The sequence below is a fragment of the Alteromonas sp. B31-7 genome (assembly GCF_015767655.1).
Taxonomy (GTDB): domain Bacteria; phylum Pseudomonadota; class Gammaproteobacteria; order Enterobacterales; family Alteromonadaceae; genus Alteromonas; species Alteromonas australica.
This window is the reverse complement of sequence record NZ_CP065233.1, coordinates 2,977,043-2,996,355: the sequence shown is the minus strand read 5'-3', so window position 1 is coordinate 2,996,355 and position 19,313 is coordinate 2,977,043. Positions and strand designations below refer to the sequence as shown.

Here is a 19,313-nt window from a genome sequence, read left to right as displayed (position 1 = left end):
TGTGAAAACACCCGAATTCGTAATACACTCCACGGTTAGCTAAACGTTTTATTCGCCTTGTGGTTAGCATTTGCATACCGACGTTAAGGCACACTTTGCACACCATGCCCAACAGTAAACCGTGTGCACAGTGAATTTATTTATAGGAAGTATATGGCAGGCTTAAATCGTATTATTCTTATCGACACCCACCTTCCCGGTGTGGTTGAATTAAAGCTTGATGGTCACACAAACATCTGCGGAACCAACGCTTCGGGAAAAACGACACTACAACGTTTAATCCCTGTTTTTTATGGCGAGTATCCAAGTCGTGTGGTTCCGGCCACCCGAGATAGCTTTGAACGTTGGTACTTGCCTCGGCTTTCTAGTTTTATTATCTATGAATATACCCGCGCTGAGGGCGATTTATGTCAAGCGGTATTAAGTTCTAATGGTACAGGGGTTAATTACCGCTTAATTGGGAAGCCCTTTGCTATTGAAGACTATTTAATTGCCCAGAAAAATGGCAAGCATGCCAGTGTCAGTAGTGCTGAATTAGCCCGCGCAATGAAGCGCAACAATACGATGGTGACCAGTTTACTCACCACAAAAGATTTTAGAGCGGTTATTCAAAATGACCAAGGGGCGCTAAATCAAAGTAGCAATGCACGAGAATTACTTGGCTACGCTAAAATATTCAGCCTCTGTGCCCCGTCGAAACACATGCGTCACATAGAAAAGTTGGCGAAAGCTGTGCATTCCAAAGAAGGGAAGATGGAAACCATCAAAGCGATGATCGCGGCTATTTTGGAAGAAGATGGAGTCACGCCGCCTACCTCGGGTTTAAGTCGCCACAGAGTTGACGACTGGATTAAAGAGTGCCAGTTAATCAAGCAGTTTGATCATATTCGCCCGGAATTTAGCAAGCTTGAACAAGCCGAAATGGCGCTAACGAGCACTGAGCAAGTTCTCGCAAATTTAAAGCACAGCTTTGAGCTTGATAAAACCTTTCTTGCCGCGCGGGTGGAAAGCACGAAAAGTGCCCTAGATGACAACAGTTTTCAGCGTAAACAAACGGATAGCGAGTGGAGTGACACACGAGATCATTTAAACCAAGTCATTTCATCTGCGCGAGCCGATGTAGAAAAATTTACCAGTGAACTTGATACCGTCGAACGTGAATTCGATAAGTGGCAAGATGAGAACATAGAGCAGCTTAAAGATGATGTTGCTAATTTATCTCAATGGTACAGCGCCCGAGAGTTAGCTGAGGGGCGTTATCAATTATTAACCGAGAAACATCAAGATATCGAATCGGCATACAACAAGCGCATCGCGGAGTTAGGTGAAAAGCTGTCTATTCGGTTAGAAGAAATGTCGGCGGCACGGCAAGAGGCGGCAGAAAACAAAGCACAGCAGCAGCAAAGTGAAAGAGAAGCCTTAAGTAAAATTAGAGATGATTACTCGGGGCAACTAGCAACATTGCAAAGCGACTATTCAGCCACGGAAAATGCACTAAAAGTGACCGAGGCCGAACTAAAAGCGTCATTAACCAATGCCGGATACAATGAATTTGAACAGTCGCAATTAGACTTGCTTGATGCTGCCATCAAAGAAGCTTCGATTAATGAAGATTCAGCAAGAGCGGAATTGAGACTTGCCCAACAAGCCCATAACAAAGCCATTGAATTTCGCAAAGAGTGTTCACACGCGCTAGACAAAGCGCGCCACGCTTTCCAGCAGGAAGAAAAAGCGGTAAATAAGATAAATGGCTTACTTTACCCAGGCGAAGGGTCGTTATTAGAGTTCCTACGCGCCAACGTTGATGATTGGGAAGTTTCATTAGGTAAAGTCATTCGCCCCGAACTTTTAGAGCGCACCGATCTTACCCCCACAATGCGTAGCCAAACGGCGGAAGAAGCCAGCAGTTTTATGGGCGTTGAATTAGCGCTATCGGCGCTGGAGACCCCCGATTACGCATTAACCGAGCAAGCGCTGAAGCAACAGTTACAAGAAGCCGAAGTTCGTCAAGCTGCGGCATTGGCGGCGCAGAATGAATGTGAGCAGCGACTGGCAAAAGCAAATGAAGACGTTCGAAATGCTGAGCTTGTGGTGACGCAAAAAGATAACGGCGTGAAAAGTGCAGAAGCCACACGAAAACGAGCGCAACAAGACAGAGACAGCGTTTTAAGTGAATACCAACAGGCACTAACTGCCCGTAAGAAGAAAGCAAAAGCTAAACTTGAAGCGAATCAACAACAGCAAAAACAAGCCAAAGCACAATTTGATCTTAGCCGCGACGAAATTAAAGATCAGCAACGAGAAGCTGAAACAGAACATAAGTTTCATTGGCAGCAATTAATAGCAGATAGTGAAGCACGCCTATCACAACTCGATAGCGATATGCGCAAAGCTAAAGACAGTGCCACGCAAGATAAAAAAGATATGCAAGACTGGCTGGAAAGTGAGCTTAGTCATCGCGGTGTCGATGTGGATGAAATTGGCCAACTGAAGAAACACATCAATAAACTTAAAGATGATATTTCACGCACTGAAACCCATCGTCACAAAGTGGCTGATTACGATCGCTGGTATAAAAATACGTTTACGACGCAAAAGGTGGTTTGGCAAGAAGGACTGTCTAAAGCGCGTAAATTACTGGGCGAATCAGAACGTAACTTAGCGGCAAAACAAAGTACTTATAAAGCAACGCGAGAGCAGTTACAAGACCTCCACGGGCAGCTAGAATCTACACTCAAAACCGCCAGCGAATACCTAGAGCAAGTGAATACACTAAGTAAGGCATTGGCGAAGCTTACATTACAAGCGGGTGAAGAAAGTAGCGATATCAAACATGATGATATCAGTATTGGCCAGCGTATTTCACAAGTACAAAGCCAATTACAAGAACGGGATAACTTACTCAGTGACATCCGTGCCTACGTGGAACGCTTTGACCAACTTATTGCCGCCCAAGCGGGGACAGGTTTGTCTGACACATGGGAGCGGGCGAGGGAAGAATGCGCCACCATTAATGCTCATGGCGTTAAAAGCTTTGATCATCGTCGTATGGTGAAGCACTTATCGCAGCTGTTAAATGTCATTGTGCCGCAAAAACTCCAGGGCTTGCGCGAACAAGGCCGTATTTTTGGCGCAGATTTGTCACAATACTATTTTGTTTTGGCCGACATCGATAAACGTATTGTGACGCAAAGCAAGCGTATTACCCAAGAAGTTGATAGCGAACTCTTCTTAGATGGCGTTTCCGATTCAGCCGTTAAAATTCGTTCAAAAATAAGTGAACTAGAGTTCTGGCCAGAACTAGAATACTTCCGCAAGCTTTATCAAGATTGGATGGAGGCTGGTGCGAATACCCTGCCGGATGACGAGTACGGAATGAGTATGCGTAAGGTATTAGATATTTTAGGTCGCGCTGCACTCACAGGCGGTATTAATAAGTTGCTTGATATCGAGTTACATTTGCGTGAAGGCAATAGTGACCTAATTATTCGTACCGACCGTCAATTAAATGAGTCTTCCAGTCATGGTATGGCCTACCTTATTCTGTGTAAGTTTCTCCTCGCATTTACCCGTTTGTTGCGTGGAGATGTGGACGCTACCGTGCATTGGCCCATAGATGAACTTGGCACGTTACACCAAAGTAACGTGAAAAAGATATTTGATGCGTGTCAGAACAATAATATCAGTGTGGTGGGGGCGTTTCCTAACCCTGAATCAGAAGTACTTACACTGTTTAGAAATCGTTATCTCATCGACAAAGTCACTCGACAATTGCAAGTGGTTCAACCAAAAACAAGCGCCATTGCCGAGCGTTTGAAAGCCAAGCAAGTTGGTGAGTCGAAAGGTCAGGAGGCGTCATTATGATGACAGAACAAGGTTATGTATTGAGCGCACTATTGCAAGGTGCATTCATTTGCCAAGTGACAGACGAAGAAGCCTGGCGCTTTTTGAAAAGCAGAGACAATGCGCAACAACTTGAACCTCATTTAAATTTGTTGAACCGTACGTTATCAACCACCGCTGACGGCGATGTTTTCTTCGCCAGTTACCTCACTATTGGGGAACCAGAGCGGAAAGTTTTGACACAGCAATTTCAGGACACTGCATCAAATTTGATCCCCTTGGTTGAATGGCTTTTATTGGTTCAACAGGCCAGCGAGTCAGATATGCCGGTGACTATGGGCAATGCTATTCGTTTGAATGAGCTACAAACCACCATCGAAGATACGCCTGCGTATGCAGAGCAGTTAGAGAAAATTTCTCGTTATCGCATGTTTGGTTCAACCAGTGTCAATCTTGACGGACAGCTTAAACAAGTCTTTAAGCGGCTGACAGAATTAGGTTATTTGTCGAAACCTAACTCGGAGAAGCAAATTTATTTAGCCACAGGTAAGGTGGAACATCTTTATGAGATGATTCGTTTTATCGATGAGACGGAAGCCCTGAGTTTATCAGAACAGGCGGAGGCGGCTATTTCGCAAGGAAGCTTGCTATGAGCCAAGTTCTTATTCAAGCCGGTACAAAGCTACTCAATGCCCTAGGGCGGCATAGTGAGCTTATTATGCAGGCTTATATCAACGGCACTGTTAACGAGCAAGATTACTCGCCAAAAATCCTTGAGCAACTGGTGCAACTGGGTGTGCTTTGGCGGCCAGACCCTCAAAGTGAGTTACGCTTAAAAAGCGCGGTAAGAACCTTACTAGAAGGCAGTTTACAAGATGAGCGGAATCGCACCATCAATGCTAATATTGGTGCCTCGCTGGCAAGCCTTAAAACCTTAGCGGAACATTACAAAGAGTCACTTCACTATAATAAATATAATGAAGCCGCTGCTTATATGAGCGATTTGACTGAGCATGTATATCAGCTATCAGAGTCGCTTTCAAACAGTGTTCGAGTCATGTTTAGCCGCATCAACAATGAATTTGGTTACGTGTCATCGGTTGATGCAAAAATACGGGAAAACGAGTTAGCGCAAGGGCAGGTCACAGATTTACTGTCTCAATTAGAATGCTTCCGTTTTGATGAATTGAGTGAAATTGCAGGCTCAAATAGAGAGCTTCGACACTTGCTGGTGGTTTCTCTTCAGCAACGGTTTTCAAAGGCCGCACAGGAACTGTCTGTGGTACAAGCAAGGTTGCTCGACCTTCTGGGCCGTTTTAGAGAGTTTAGAGGGCGCACTCGATTGCTCAAAGGGTATTTGTTGCATATGGAGCAGCAACCGGATTTTGTTCCAGGCAATTATGCGAATTTAACCCACGTGCCTGTATTGTTTAATCAAACCGCCAGTATTATTAAGCCTGCTTCGGTTGACGTGAATAGCGTTGAGCATGAAGAAGATTACCATAGTATGGTTGCTTCATTATCCCATATTCACAAGCGTCAAGGACAGCAAGAGGCCGAGAATAAACAACAGGATATTGACGTAACAGAGCAGTCAACAGTGGCGCTTGAGAAGGATCCACTGCAAGCGGCAGTAGAGGAATACTTCTGTGATGTTATTGACTCAGGGCAGCCTAAAACTGCGCTGACCTATTACCAAGAGAAAGCATTAAGTTTCGATAAAGAGGTATGGATTTATCAGGTAATTGGGGGGTATCAAGCCTTAGCCGATCAGGAAAAACAATTTTTTGCGCTAGATCCTCATGGAGAAAACGATAAAACCTATACGGGCAACTTCTACATCAATGATATAACGCTGGGCCTCCGTTAAATTCAAGGCGCGCTGCATGTTAATCGCTAATGGTAGCGCGCCACCCATTAGTCTGAAACATTGTACAACCCTAGCCAAAATGATGAGTTTCTCTGCTTGGCTTTTCAATGAAATCTTCTATACTATTCACTCGTTTTTACAAAAACTTAACATGATGAACTAAATTGTTCATGATGACGTAATACTGCTGTCAACGAGCTCAGCTAATTTGTTGGCACAGCGTAAAACAAGTGTCTCGCAGGATGCGGACAATGTAGTGGTACCGGTGCGTACGGTACGAAGGGGATACAAATATGCAACTTTCACAGCAACAAAGCTTTAATCAAGCGCTAATCAAACTATCAGTATTGTTATATCAAGTAGACGGTATGGTAACGCTATCAGAGCAAGATTACCTAAATTCAGTGGTTGAAGAATTAGACTGGCAAAGCCCAATATGTCCTGAAGCGTTTCTGACTGACACCATCTATCAAACACGCAACGCCATTGATACGGGTGATACGTTGCAATACATGCGGAGTTTAAAAGACGACCTTCTTTATGACGCAGAGAAAACCTTAGAAGTCGCCATGGCGATAACAGGGGTGGATGGAGAGCGAAGTGAAGAAGAAACGGAGCTTTTATCTGTCCTTACCCATAAACTTCTCGCAAAAGCGTTAGTATCGGGTAAAAATGGTGACCATAATCATCACGGAGATACAATTCGTCATCAATGAAGCTATTCACTATTCGTAAGCGCCCCGTAATCACCCTGATTGCTGGGGCATCGTTACTTGCCTTAGCAAGTTGCCAATCGGTCAAATCTCCCCAATTTTCTGCATCCCACGACAATTTCCCCACTGGGGTTGCCCCGTTTGATGAATACCAAGCACAGGTTAAACAATGGATAGAAGCTGAACGGTATTTTGTCGGTGAAAATCCAGCTGAAGAAATTGCTATGAATATGCCTTATGAATGCGGTATCAGCAATTCCGACACCGGTGTGTTATTGGTACATGGTTTAGGCGATTCTCCCTATTTTTTCCATGATGTGGCTAATGCGCTTTGCAAAAACGGCGTGAGAGCGAGAACCATTTTACTGCCAGGGCACGGCACCAAGCCTGGAGATATGTTGCGTGTTTCCTACCAGCAATGGCAAGATGAAACTGACTTCCAGCTGGCTTCGTTTGAGAAAGAGGTGAATACCCTCTATGCAGGTGGCTTTTCCACCGGAGCAAATCTGGTCACCCTTAACGCATTTGATAATGATGCCATCGCAGGTTTGTTGTTATTTTCACCCGCCTATAAAGCGCGCTTTTTCGTGTCAAAATTGACGCCTTATGTGGATTCACTGTTTGTATGGCCAAACATAGAAAAGGAAGACAACCCAAGCCGATATAATTCTACCGCCATGCCAGGATTTGCAGCCTATCAAGAGAGCGTAAATGCTTTGCAGGCGAGGTTTAAGGAACAACAGCTTGATGTGCCCGTGTTAATGGTAGTGGCAGAAAAAGACAGTGTGGTGGACACACATACCGTTGCTACTCAATTTCATTCGAAGTTTACCTCTTCACGTAAGTGTTTGTTATGGCAAGGCGAGCAAATGCCAATGTTAGAGGGTCAAGCCGCCGTTGAAACGTCTAATCTAGTATTACAAGCGATGCAACTGCCGGATAAAAGCATTAGCGCCGCCTCGCATATGAGCGTACTTTTCTCAGAGAGTAACCCTTTGTATGGCACAGCATCTGATTTTCGTATTTGCGACAATGGACAATCTTCAGAAAAGGAACAAAGGTGTATCGCAGGAAAAGAGGTGTGGTATGGCCCTTGGGGCTATACAGACGAAAACCGTGTATACGCTCGGTTAACTTACAATCCTTATTTTGACGAGCTTATTGAGAATGTGTTGGCCTTGACTCAAGAGGAAAAGGCCAACCACTATTGCTTATGAATTCAGGTTATACGTGTTCGCCAGCGGCTTCCATTTCACGCTCTAACCGGTCGGTTTCATCGGCTCTAGGCTTAGTAAATCGAGCAAGAGCCAGATAAAGTACCGGGGTTAGATACAGGGTAAACACCACCGCTATGCCTAAGCCGCCAAATACTACCCAGCCAATGGCGTTACGTGCTTCGGCGCCTGCGCCAGTAGAAAGAATTAAGGGAAGGCCACCTAATATGGTTGACACCAGTGTCATCATAATAGGGCGCAATCTCACTTTACCTGCCTCTACGATGGCATCGTAAACACTCAAACCTTTGTCTCTGAGCTGATCAGCAAACTCTATCAACAAAATGGCATTTTTGGCTAAAAGGCCAATAAGCATAACCAAGCCTATTTGCGAATAAATGTTAATGCTGGTGCTCGTTAAATACAGTGCGTAAATGGCAGCTGCGATCCCAAAGGGGACGGTTAGCATGACCACTACTGCGCTATTCACACTTTCAAACTGAGCCGCCAATACCAGCAATACAATGACGAAGGCAAGTACATAGGTTAACGCCACTTGTTGCGATGTCTCTTCGTAGGTTTGCGCTTCGCCTAAAAAGACTAAGCCGATGCCATCAGGCAGGTTCTGCTGCGCTAGGGTGCGCACGTTTTCCACCACTTCACTTAACGGAATGTCTTCAGGTAATTCCATTTCTACCTTAATGGCACGTCGCTGGGCTTGGCGTTCAAGCTCGGCAGCAACGCCTTCTTCCGTGATATACGCCAAACTCGAAAGCGGGATTAAGTTGCCATCGTTGCTCTTAACGTACAAGTTGGTTAAGTCTGAAGGGTTCACCGTGCTTCTATTGTTTGTCTGCAACATAATAGGAATAGCTTGGTCGCCCACATTTAAATCAGCGATATCATCACCATTCACTGCCGCGGTGAGTGTGCTGGCAATATCACTTAACGGCACGCCCAGTTCTTCTGCACGGCGTCTATCAATGTTAACGCGCATTTGTGGTTGTGTAGGGTCATAGCTCACACGGGGGCGGCCAAGTTCAGGGAGTTCGCTTTCAAGGGTGGCTGCAAATGCCATGGCGGCTTTATGAATGTTATCGTAAGTATCGCCGGTAAGGGCAATTTCCAAACCGCCACCTTGGCCACGTAAATTCAAACTGTTGCCACCAAAGGCGTTACCCGGAGCGCCAGGAATATTTTGTAACCCAGGACGGATTTCAGATACCACATCTTGAAGGGATTTATCTCTGTCATCCCAGTGCTGTAAAGGGGCGGTAATGAAAACGATATTCGGGTCCCACCTGCCTACTACCGTATAAATTGAATCTATGGTGCCGTTTTCAACATATGGCAGCAGCATCTCTTCCATTTTTTCGGCTTGTCTATCCATGAAGTTTAATCCAGCCCCATCGGGGCCCCGCGCGAAGATGCGAATAGTGCCTCTGTCCTCACTGGGTAAAAGCTCATTGTCGATATTTTTCGCCAGTAAATAAGCGCCACCACCAGCCAGTAAACTCAGGACACCAACGAGCCATGCATATTTTAGTGCTTTGACCAATGTATATTGGTAAACACGAAGACAAGCGTGGCCAAATCGGCCAAACGTAGCGTGAAAGAAGCCAGACTGTTTTTGCTTTTTCACTGCTAATCGAGCGGTTAATGCTGGCACCAGAGACAAGGCGACAAAAGAAGAAATAATCACAGCGCCAGCAAGTACCCCGCCAAATTCCCTAAACAATCTACCCGCGGTAGACGGCAAAAACGCAATGGGGATGAACACCGAGGCCAATACCGCCGTGGTAGCAATAACAGCAAAAAAGACCTCACGTGTACCCACCACAGCCGCGGCTCGGGCACCGAGACCCATGCCACGTCGGCGCTGGATGTTTTCAGAGACGACAATGGCATCATCTACAATCATGCCGGTGGCTAACACCAGTGCAAGTAACGTAAGAATATTGATGGAAAAACCCATGGCCCAGATAATGCCCAATGCGCCAGCAAGTGAAACCGGTATTGAAAGAGCAGGGACTATGGTGGCCCGCCAACTGCCGATAAATACCAACAAGGTCACGACAACAAGTGCCACGGTTAAGCTAAGTGAAACCACCACTTCTTTAACTGAGTCGCGAATAAATTCGGCATCATCAGCAGTCACGACAATATCCATGTCGGTAAAGCGTTTATCAAGGTCGGCTACCATTGCCAGCACTTCATCAGAAATTTCTATGGTGTTTGAGCTCGCTTGTCGAATAACCCCCACCCCAATAACCGGTTGCCCATCTAAGCGCACAACACTTGAGCTGTCCGCGGGGCCAAAATACACACTGGCCACATCGTTAATGCGTATATCGCCACTAACGACAATGTCGCCAACATCTTGAGCTGACACCGATGTCGCATCAGCACGTACAATCAATGCTTGATCTGCTGACTGAATACTGCCGGCCGGCACATCAAAAGGCGCAAGGACTAGGGCGTCGGCAATATCGGTCATCGACAAGCCGAAACTGGTAAGGCGAAGCGGGTCGACGGACACTCGAAGTACGTGGGCGCGATCGCCGCTTAAACTCACGTCTGCCACACCTGGAATACTTAAAAACAACGGCGCAACGTCGGTATCTACCCGTTCGGTCAGGGTTTCCATATCTAACGTATTGCTCGAAATAGCAAGACTAACCACGGCTTGGGCGTCGTTGTCGGCGCGGATAATAGAAACTTGTTCCACGTCTTCAGGGAGTTGTCGTTGAACTCGACTAACCGATTCACGGGTTTCGTTGGCCGCGTCTTCTAAGTTAATGCCGGGACGAAACTCTACACGCACACGGGCTGAATTTTCTTCGCTTTGGGCATAAATATTTTTTACACCGCTTACCCGAGCCACCGCGCCTTCTAAACGGCTTGTCACTTCCGCGTCTACTGTTTCAGGGGAGGCGCCAGGGTAAGAGGCGGTCACCGTCACTGTGGGTGTATCAACATCGGGGAGTTCCCTTACCTCTAGGCCGCTCAGTGCGGCTAAACCGGCAATGGCAATCAGCAGATTTAAAACAACAATCAGCACCGGTCGACGTATGGATAATGAAGGTAAATCATTCGTCATCGGCGCCTTACTCATTGCTAAGGCCCCCGGCTAGCTCAGTGGTGATGGCTTGCCCAGTACGAAGTCGTTGAACACCCTCTGAAATCAGGGTATCCCCTTCTTCAATATCGCCAGAGACTAAGATAGTGCCTCGAAGGCGTTGGTGAACACTTACATCCACTCTCTTTGCTTTGCCGTCTTCTGCTAGCCAGATATAAGCGCCATTAGCGCCCCACAGCAAAGCGGCTTCGGGAATGGCCGCAAATTTGTCACCTTTGATGCTCAAGTGCACGCGAAAGCTCATACCCGGACGATATTTATCTGCAGAATTGTCTAATAAAGCCCGTGCCCGTAGGGTTCGGTCTGTCTCATTGATACGAGAATCCACTTGAGCAATTTCTGCTTTCAGGGTGTTTTCCCTATCAGTCCAAGGTTCAAGGGTAACCTCGGGCGCATTGAGTAAAACTGGCAAAGCGGCTTCAGGCGCTTTGAAATTAATAAATAGCTTAGAACGATTATCAATGGAGGTGATGACGGTTTGTTCGTTGATGCGGTCACCTTCTTCAATGTCGGTGATGCCAACAACGCCATCAAAGGGCGCTACAATATGCCTGTCTTCTAAGTCCACCTTTGCTTCCTCAAGCGCTACCTCTGCGAGGTCTCGCTGCGTTCTGGCTAAATCCAGTTCACTAATAGGCACCGCGCCTTTTTTATAGCTTGACGCTAAGCGTTCGAGGGTTCTTTGGGCATCAGCAAGGGTAAGTTCTGCGCGTTTGACGGCCACTTGTTGGCGTCTGTCATCCAATCGAACAAGTATTTTACCTGCCTCAACGGATTGACCCGGTACAAAGTGAATTTCTTCAACCTCGTCTGAAACAGGGGAGAAAAGCGTCACTGAACGCACGGCTTCCGCGCTTCCAACGGCTTCCACATTGCGCGTTTCGTGCATAAAAGTGACAGGTTGAGTTACCACAAGCTTTGCTTGTTGATCACCTACATACTGGCCAAAGCTTGGCGCGCTAGCTACCGCCAGTGCGAGGCAACATAGAGAAGCCCTAGCATACTGGTTAAACACATTTTTCATTTTAAATCCCGAAGCGTTTTTTATTTTTATTTGTTGAATAGGTTTGGCTAAAAAATCGCCGATATAGCCTGCTCATTTTAGTACTGTATAGCACCATAGGCGGTTCAGCTAAGCAATTGCAGTTCAGCGTATTCCCTATACAAGGTATCGCTTTTCATCAATTCACTATGGGTGCCTGTGGCTACAATTTTGCCATCATCCATCACAACAATACGATCGGCATGCTGCACAGTGGCAAGGCGATGGGCAATGACAATGCTGGTCTTTCCTTGCATGAGACGATTCATGGCTTGTTGAACCATGCGCTCGCTCATGGCATCTAAGGCGCTCGTCGCTTCATCGAGTAACAGTATAGGCCGATTGGCTAAAATGGCTCTGGCAATGGCGATACGTTGCTTTTGTCCACCCGACAATTTCACGCCTCGTTCGCCAAGTTCGGTGTTATAACGATTGTCTAAATTGTCGATGAATTCATGGGCGAAAGCCTGTTTAGCAGCACTTATCACATCTTCATCCGAGGCATTTTCATTTCCATATCGAATGTTTTCCATCACACTACTTGCGAACACCACGGGGTCTTGCGTGACAATTGCAATTTGCTGCCTAACCGTGGGCAAGGGCAAAGATGAGATAGGCACGCCATCAAACAGTATATGGCCCTGCTGGGGGTCGTAAAAACGCATGAGCAACTGGAATAGCGTTGTTTTTCCCGCGCCACTAGGGCCAACCAGTGCCAAGGTCTCTCTCGCATTAATATGCAAACTTAGCTGATCAAACAGTGGGGCTTGGTCTGAATAGGAGAAGGATATTTTTTCGAGTGTAATGGTTGGCGCATTAGAGGTGCGTGTAGCGTCATGTATCCCTGGTTGAGCATCGGTGCTATCAACACTGATTATATCGGGTTGAGTGTAATACAATTGGTAGAGGCGTTCGGATGCACCGACCCCCCTTTGTACTTCACCGATAACTTCACTGATTGTGGCAATGCTGCCTCCAGCCATGACTGCATAAAATAGAAAAGCGGACAATTCACCAACGGTCATGCTGCCTTCAAATACTTGTCTAGCGCCCACCCAAGCAATGAAAATAATCGCGGTCATGCTCAGGCACATAATGCAGCCTATGAGCAATGAGCGATAATGAATACGCTTTTTCGCTGCGGCCATGGCAAGTTCTACTCTAGACGTAAAATGGGCCCGTTCTTTGTTTTCAGCGGTGTAGGCTTGAACCGTCATAATTTCATGTAAGCTTTCATCGATATGCGCCCCTAAATCCGCTACTTTGTCTTGGCTTAGTTTTGCATATCGACGAACCTGTGGTGCCAGGACTTTAATAGGTACAAGTACAGCGGGTACTGCCACAATCACGCAAAATGTAAGCAGAGGGCTGGAAATGCCCATCAACACCAGGGCGCCACAAAAGGTGACCACTGAGCGCAATGTCATGGATAAACTCATCCCTACTACTGTTTGTATAATAGTGGTGTCACTGGTAAAACGAGAAATCACTTCGCCAGTGCGAAGTTCGGCAAAAAAAGAGGGGGGTAAGGATAATAAATGGGCATACACCTGTTTGCGAATATCGGCACTTACCCGCTCACCTAGCCATGTCATTAGATAAAATCGTGCATAGGTGGCAAGGCAGGCCACAAGGGTGATCCCTAGCACGATGACCGTGGCCTTGTTTAATATTTCTGGTGCACTTTCTACAAAACCACTGTCGATAGCATACTTAATACCTTGTCCGAGCATTAGCCAGGCAATAGCGGCAGTAAACAAAGCAACTACGGCGCCAGCCACACGTTTCTTATACTGATATAAATGGGAACCAATCCATTGCAATACTTGCTTTGTAGACACTTCATTGAGCGATGTAGCCAAAATAACCTCTTTGTAATATTTCGAACTTTTTTTGGGGCAACCCTGAACCTGTAACCCACGAATTCTGTGTCGTTTACGTATTCGTGAGTTCGGCAGAAATTAGGAATATTGAAGACTATACGCTGAATTGACTGATGTTGATTTACTCATGCGACTACAGATGCAGTAAATCAGGTGGGTGGAGCTGAAGTGAAATATAGACGCTATTATAAGGAGGGGATTTGGGGTTCTCGTCTGCGTGTCGAACCCCAATATTGGTCGTCTCAGTAACCAAGTTACTAGGTTAATATTTAGCGTTGGCTGGCGGCCAATGCTTGTTCAATATCAGCCACAATATCGTCAATATGTTCTATCCCCACAGAAATACGAACCATATCTTCGCTAACGCCCGCAGAAGCCAGTTCTTGAGCATTTAACTGACGGTGGGTAGTACTTGCCGGGTGGCAGGCGAGAGACTTAGCATCGCCAATATTAACTAAGCGCAGAATTAACTTAAGTGCATCAATAAATTTTGAACCTGCAGTAATTCCACCTTCAATACCAAAGCTGATGATACCCGCTGCTTTACCTCCACAAATACGCTGGCAAGTATCGTAGTGATCACTAGTAGGCAAGGCCGCATAGTTTACCCAATTCACGACAGGGTGCTTTTCTAGAAAGGCGGCCACTTTTTCTGCGTTTTCGCAGTGGCGTTCCATACGTAGTGAGAGGGTTTCTAGCCCTTGCATAATATTAAAAGCGCTCTGCGCTGAAAGTGCCGCGCCTGTATTACGAAGCGGCACCACACGACAACGACCAATGTAGGCTGCTGGACCAAGTGCTTCTGTGTAAGTGACGCCGTGATAGCTAGGATCTGGTGTTGTCAGCATGCTAAATCTATCGGCATGAGCGGCCCAATCGAATTTACCCGAATCAACAATAATCCCACCTATTGTGGTGCCGTGGCCACCAATGTATTTTGTGAGTGAATGCACGGCAATATCGGCACCATGATCGAATACACGGCATAAAACCGGGGTTGCAACAGTGTTGTCTACAATGAGTGGCACGCCAGCCTCGTGGGCAATATCCGCCCAGCGTTTAATATCTACTACGTTGCCCGCTGGGTTACCAATAGATTCGCAAAATACTGCTTTCGTGTTTTCATCAATTGCCGCGGCTAGGCCATCGAAGTCATTGGCTTGTACAAACTTGGTGCTAATGCCTTGGCGTGGAAACGTGTGGGCGAATAAATTGTATGTGCCACCGTATAGCTGCCCCACGCTCACGATATTACTACCCACTTCAGCAATAGCTTCAATGGCGTAGCGAATGGCGGCCATGCCAGAGGCCACCGACAGGGCGCCAACGCCCCCTTCTAATTCTGTTAGGCGTTGCTCTAATACTGCATTGGTGGGGTTCATAATGCGGCTATAAATGTTACCTGGCACCTTTAAGTCGAATAAATCCGCGCCATGTTGGGTGTTATCGAACGTGTATGAAGTCGTCTGATAAATAGGCGTGGTTGCCGCTTTCGTGGTTTCTTCGCTAGTATAGCCTGCGTGTAATGCTATGGTTTCAGGTTTCATTGAACATACCTTAAGGAGTTAGAATTTCTATTTGGACGTTTAGACGTCTATCTAAGGTAGTGTAAAAATGAGCACTTGTGAAGTCTTAAATGGTATGTTGTAAATAAAAAGTTATAACATCTAAGGTTTCCACATAGGGCAAGTGAGGCGTGCCTCATTTGAGAAGGGGCGTGTTCTCTATTGATAGAACGTGAATCACTTAACATGGCCTTGCCTCGCCAGCATGAATTAAAGAACGAACAGGAATTTGAATAATGCCACAAGATAGCCAAGCCATTCTCTTCTATGTGCACGACCCCATGTGCAGTTGGTGTTGGGCGTTTGCCCCTACTTGGGCAGAAATAAAACAGAATTTGCCAGAACATATAAAGGTACGCTATTTATTAGGCGGTCTAGCGCCTGACTCTAACGAGCCGATGCCTAGCGCAATGCAGGCTGCTATCAGCGGCTACTGGCGAACTATTATGCAAAAAGTTCCAGGCACACAGTTTAACTTTGATTTTTGGGAAAAATGCGAGCCTCGTCGTTCAACCTATCCCTCTTGTCGGGCAGTTATAGCAGCCAGAAACCAAGACGTTACCAAAGAATTACCCATGATCAGTGCCATTCAGCACGGGTACTACCTCAATGCTATGAATCCATCGGACGATAGCACCCTAGTGACATTGGCCAGCGAGATAGGCCTGAATAGCACACAGTTTGAAAAAGACCTAAATAGCCTAGACACCCAAAACCAACTTATTGAAGAAATCAACATGGGGCGAGCCATTGGCGCGCAGGGTTTTCCTAGTTTAATTTTAAAGGCGCCCAAAGGCTATCAATACCTTCCTCATGACTATAACGACGCCACCTTTACATTGTCTCGGTTGTCTAAACTCGCTCTGTAAGCAACCTCTGTACTTTATCGAGTGGGCGCTTTACTCTCGTTATTCATCGTTCTTACTATGCTCAAGAGATAATCCAGTAATGATAAAATTTATTAAAAGAATCGACGTTAATACGTTGTTAGTTAGCCTTCTTGTGTTGACCAGTCAACCTTGTATGGCAAATAGCAACGATATTGAAGAAAAGATAGTTCATCACATCAATCAACACCTTCAACAATCTCAAGCATTGCTAGAAAAAACCGTTAACATCAATAGCGGCACCATGAATTTCTCGGGAGTAAAAGCCGTAGGGGCAGCCTATGCAACCGAATTTGAAGAGTTAGGGTTTGAAACCCTGTGGGTTGATGGTAGTGAGTTTAATCGCGCTGGTCATTTAGTGGCAAGCTATGGCAACATGGGGCCGAAAATTTTGATGATTGGCCATCTAGATACTGTTTTTGCGAAAGATGATCATTTTCAAACCTTTTTACCAGTGGATGATACCCACATTGCAGGGCCAGGGATAACTGATATGAAAGGTGGCGATGTGATTATTATCTCCGCGCTTAGAACCCTCAAAGCCCTTAATTTATTAGACAAGGTTAACATCAAGGTGGTGATGACGGGGGATGAGGAAAGTAGTGGTAAACCCTTGTCGTTATCGAAAAAAGCGCTAATTGATGCGGCGAAATGGGCTGACATTGCATTGGGCTTTGAAGATGCTGATGGCGATATAAAGACCGCGGTTGTTGCCCGCAGAGGGTCTATTAACTGGCAGTTAGAGGTAACAGGGAAGCCAGCCCACTCCTCACAAATATTTACTGACCAAGTAGGCTATGGTGCGGTATTCGAAACTGCACGTATTCTAAATGCATTTCGTGAAAAGTTAGCAGGTGTAGGCAATATTACGTTCAACCCAGGCCTGATAGCGGGTGGAACTGAAGTGAGCACCGATGCTGAAACCTCTACATTGCAGGCATTTGGAAAGACCAACGTGGTGGCCAAAAGCGTAGTGGTAAAAGGCGGAATTCGCACATTGTCGTTGCAGGAACTAGAGCACGCGAAGCAGGTGATGCAAGAAATCGTGGCAGATAGCCTATTGCATACTTCTGGGCGATTAACGTTCGAAGAAGGTTATCCGCCAATGGCGCCGACAGATAAGAACTACGCGTTACTTGAAATGTATAGCGATGTGAGTGAGTCGTTGGGCTATGGCCCAATTGCACCTGTTAACCCACGAAATGCGGGCGCTGCAGATATTTCATTTGCGGCAAATTATGTTGAAATGGCGATTGATGGCCTAGGCCTTATGGGTGAGGGCGGACACACCAAAGATGAAGTGGCTGACATGACAACCTTTTCGCAAAATATGCACAAAACGGCGGTATTGCTTTATCGTTTAGGCGAATACGGAATTCAATAAAATAACAATAGGTTACTGCATTCACGTGGAGCATTGTGCTCCAAGCGGGTGTTTGTTCACTAAATCCCCTTCAATATTGCATTTACACTTGCATTCACCCGCTATATCCGTATAATTCGGCGGCCTTCCAATTGGCGTCTAATTTTTAGACGTTAATCGAAGGCTTAAGTTAACGGTAACGCTACAACGAGTTTGAGGCATTTATGGTTACTATTCGTTTACAGCGTGGTGGCGCGAAAAAGCGTCCATTTTATCAACTAGTGGTGGCTGATAGCCGTCGTGCAAGAAACGGTCGTTTCATTGAAAACATCGGTTTCTTCAACCCAACTGCACAAGGTCAAGCGGAACGTCTTCGCATCGATCTTGAGCGCGTTGAATACTGGGTTGGCGTAGGCGCGAGCTTATCAGAGCGCGTTTCTAGCTTGGTAAAAGAAGCTAAAAAATCTGCAGCGTAAGCTGTTTTAACTGGTGAGTATAGATGAGTCTAGCGTCTGACAAAGTGATTGTTGGCAAAATTGGCGCACCTTACGGTGTTAAAGGTTGGGTCAAAATCAACAGCTATACAGAAACACCAGCAGGTATTTTTGAGTACTTACCATGGTTTCTTGGTGAAGAAAAAGAATACCAAATTGACCAATGGCGACCGCACGGTAAAAGCCTCGTTGCAAAAATTGTGGGCGTTGATAGCCGAGATGATGCAGAACGTATCAAAAACTTGGATATCAACATAAATGCTTCACAGCTGCCTGATTTAGGTGACGAAGGGGTTTATTGGCGTGAGCTCACCGGCATGCAAGTGGTAACAACGCAAGGTTACGACTTAGGTGTGGTGAAAGAAGTGTTTAATACAGGTGCGAATGACGTGATTCACGTTAAAGCAAATGTGGGCGATGCTTTTGGTCAAAAAGAAAGACTTTTACCTTTTGTATTCGATGAAGTTGTACAAGAGGTAGATAAGGAAGCGAAGGTCATTAAAGTTGACTGGGATCCGGGGTTTTAAGTGACGCCGGAAAAGTGGTTTGGTGTTGTTAGCCTGTTTCCAGATATGTTTGCCCCTTTCACCCAACAGGGTGTGATTGGACGAGCAGTTAAGTCTGGAACTTTATCGGTTGATACCTTTAACCCCCGTGACTTTACCCATGACCGCCATCGAACAGTAGACGATCGCCCCTACGGAGGCGGCCCCGGCATGTTGATGATGGTAAAACCGCTTACCGACGCAATACAAGCCGCCAAGAAAGTGGGTGGCGAAAATAGCAAGGTGATCTACTTATCACCCCAAGGGAAACCCCTTGATCAAGCTGGCGCGCAGCGCTTGGCTAATATCGACCGCACTATTTTAATATGTGGTCGATATGAAGGTATCGACGAACGTGTGATCGAACGCCATGTAGATGAAGAAATTTCTATTGGTGATTACGTGTTAAGCGGCGGTGAATTGCCTGCAATGGTCTTAATGGACGCAGTTGCACGGTTAGTTCCTGGCGTGTTGGGGCATAAAGCCTCAGCAGTAGAAGATTCCTTCACTGACGGTCTTTTGGATTGCCCGCATTATACGCGGCCCGAAATACTTGATGGTCAAAAGGTGCCCGAGGTGTTGTTAAGTGGTGATCATGAAAAAATTAGGCAGTGGCGATTGATGCAGTCTTTAGGTAGAACCTTGCAGCGTCGCCCTGATTTGTTAAATCACCTAGCTCTGACTGAGGAGCAACAACGTTTGCTTGATCACTATCAAGCACTGTTGCGGCAAGATGACAGTTAACTAGGACGAGA

Annotated in this window: 14 protein-coding genes; 10 read left to right on the top strand and 4 right to left on the bottom strand. The window is 46.1% G+C overall.

Translation table 11 applies throughout. The features are described from left to right. The first annotated feature begins 153 nt into the window (after positions 1-153). The 5 genes from IUA53_RS12935 (at position 154) to IUA53_RS12915 (ending at position 7,643) form a co-directional block, all read left to right on the top strand. Positions 154-3,864, top strand: coding sequence for an ATP-binding protein (locus IUA53_RS12935; RefSeq protein ID WP_196897226.1), 3,711 nt, complete (start codon positions 154-156; stop codon positions 3,862-3,864). After that, positions 3,861-4,496, top strand: coding sequence for a condensin complex protein MksE (locus tag IUA53_RS12930; protein ID WP_044056564.1), 636 nt, complete (start codon positions 3,861-3,863; stop codon positions 4,494-4,496). The genes IUA53_RS12935 and IUA53_RS12930 overlap by 4 nt, the downstream gene beginning before the upstream one ends. After that, on the top strand, positions 4,493-5,713 hold the full coding sequence (locus tag IUA53_RS12925) for a hypothetical protein (protein ID WP_044056565.1): 1,221 nt from the start codon (positions 4,493-4,495) through the stop codon (positions 5,711-5,713). The genes IUA53_RS12930 and IUA53_RS12925 overlap by 4 nt, the downstream gene beginning before the upstream one ends. Positions 5,714-6,006: 293 nt before the next feature. Beyond that, on the top strand, positions 6,007-6,429 hold the full coding sequence (locus IUA53_RS12920; protein ID WP_044446678.1) for a tellurite resistance TerB family protein: 423 nt from the start codon (positions 6,007-6,009) through the stop codon (positions 6,427-6,429). Continuing rightward, on the top strand, positions 6,426-7,643 hold the full coding sequence (locus IUA53_RS12915) for an alpha/beta hydrolase (RefSeq protein WP_196897225.1): 1,218 nt from the start codon (positions 6,426-6,428) through the stop codon (positions 7,641-7,643). The genes IUA53_RS12920 and IUA53_RS12915 overlap by 4 nt, the downstream gene beginning before the upstream one ends. A 7-nt stretch (positions 7,644-7,650) precedes the next feature. Here IUA53_RS12915 and IUA53_RS12910 read toward each other — a convergent pair whose 3' ends face one another. The 4 genes from IUA53_RS12910 to IUA53_RS12895 all read right to left on the bottom strand — a co-directional run bounded on the left by IUA53_RS12910 (position 7,651) and on the right by IUA53_RS12895 (position 15,251). After that, entirely contained in the window at positions 7,651-10,755 is a 3,105-nt protein-coding gene (locus IUA53_RS12910) for an efflux RND transporter permease subunit (protein ID WP_196897224.1), read from the bottom strand. Next, positions 10,748-11,803, bottom strand: a complete 1,056-nt coding sequence (locus tag IUA53_RS12905) for an efflux RND transporter periplasmic adaptor subunit (protein WP_044446682.1) — start codon at positions 11,801-11,803, stop codon at positions 10,748-10,750. Before IUA53_RS12905 ends, IUA53_RS12910 begins: the two co-directional genes overlap by 8 nt. Before the next feature lie 104 nt (positions 11,804-11,907). Beyond that, on the bottom strand, positions 11,908-13,683 hold the full coding sequence (locus tag IUA53_RS12900; protein ID WP_196897223.1) for an ABC transporter transmembrane domain-containing protein: 1,776 nt from the start codon (positions 13,681-13,683) through the stop codon (positions 11,908-11,910). A 290-nt stretch (positions 13,684-13,973) separates the two neighbouring features. After that, the gene (locus IUA53_RS12895; RefSeq protein WP_196897222.1) at positions 13,974-15,251 is read right to left on the bottom strand and encodes an O-acetylhomoserine aminocarboxypropyltransferase/cysteine synthase family protein; all 1,278 of its coding nucleotides are present in this window, start codon (positions 15,249-15,251) and stop codon (positions 13,974-13,976) included. A gap of 254 nt (positions 15,252-15,505) precedes the next feature. Here IUA53_RS12895 and IUA53_RS12890 point away from each other — a divergent pair, with 254 nt between their 5' ends. From IUA53_RS12890 to trmD, 5 genes are all read left to right on the top strand, one after another. Further along, positions 15,506-16,138 (top strand): DsbA family protein, encoded by a 633-nt coding sequence (locus IUA53_RS12890; protein WP_196897221.1) that lies wholly within the window; start codon positions 15,506-15,508, stop codon positions 16,136-16,138. Between the two features lie 79 nt (positions 16,139-16,217). Next, complete coding sequence (locus IUA53_RS12885; RefSeq protein ID WP_196897220.1) at positions 16,218-17,540, top strand: M20/M25/M40 family metallo-hydrolase; 1,323 nt, start codon at positions 16,218-16,220, stop codon at positions 17,538-17,540. Positions 17,541-17,743: 203 nt separating this feature from the next. Then, positions 17,744-17,995 (top strand): 30S ribosomal protein S16, encoded by a 252-nt coding sequence (gene rpsP, locus IUA53_RS12880; RefSeq protein ID WP_044056576.1) that lies wholly within the window; start codon positions 17,744-17,746, stop codon positions 17,993-17,995. A 23-nt stretch (positions 17,996-18,018) separates the two neighbouring features. Further along, positions 18,019-18,540, top strand: coding sequence for a ribosome maturation factor RimM (rimM, locus tag IUA53_RS12875; protein WP_044056577.1), 522 nt, complete (start codon positions 18,019-18,021; stop codon positions 18,538-18,540). Beyond that, a complete protein-coding gene (gene trmD / locus IUA53_RS12870) occupies positions 18,541-19,302 on the top strand; it encodes a tRNA (guanosine(37)-N1)-methyltransferase TrmD (RefSeq protein WP_044056578.1) in 762 nt (253 codons plus the stop codon). Positions 19,303-19,313: the final 11 nt, after the last annotated feature.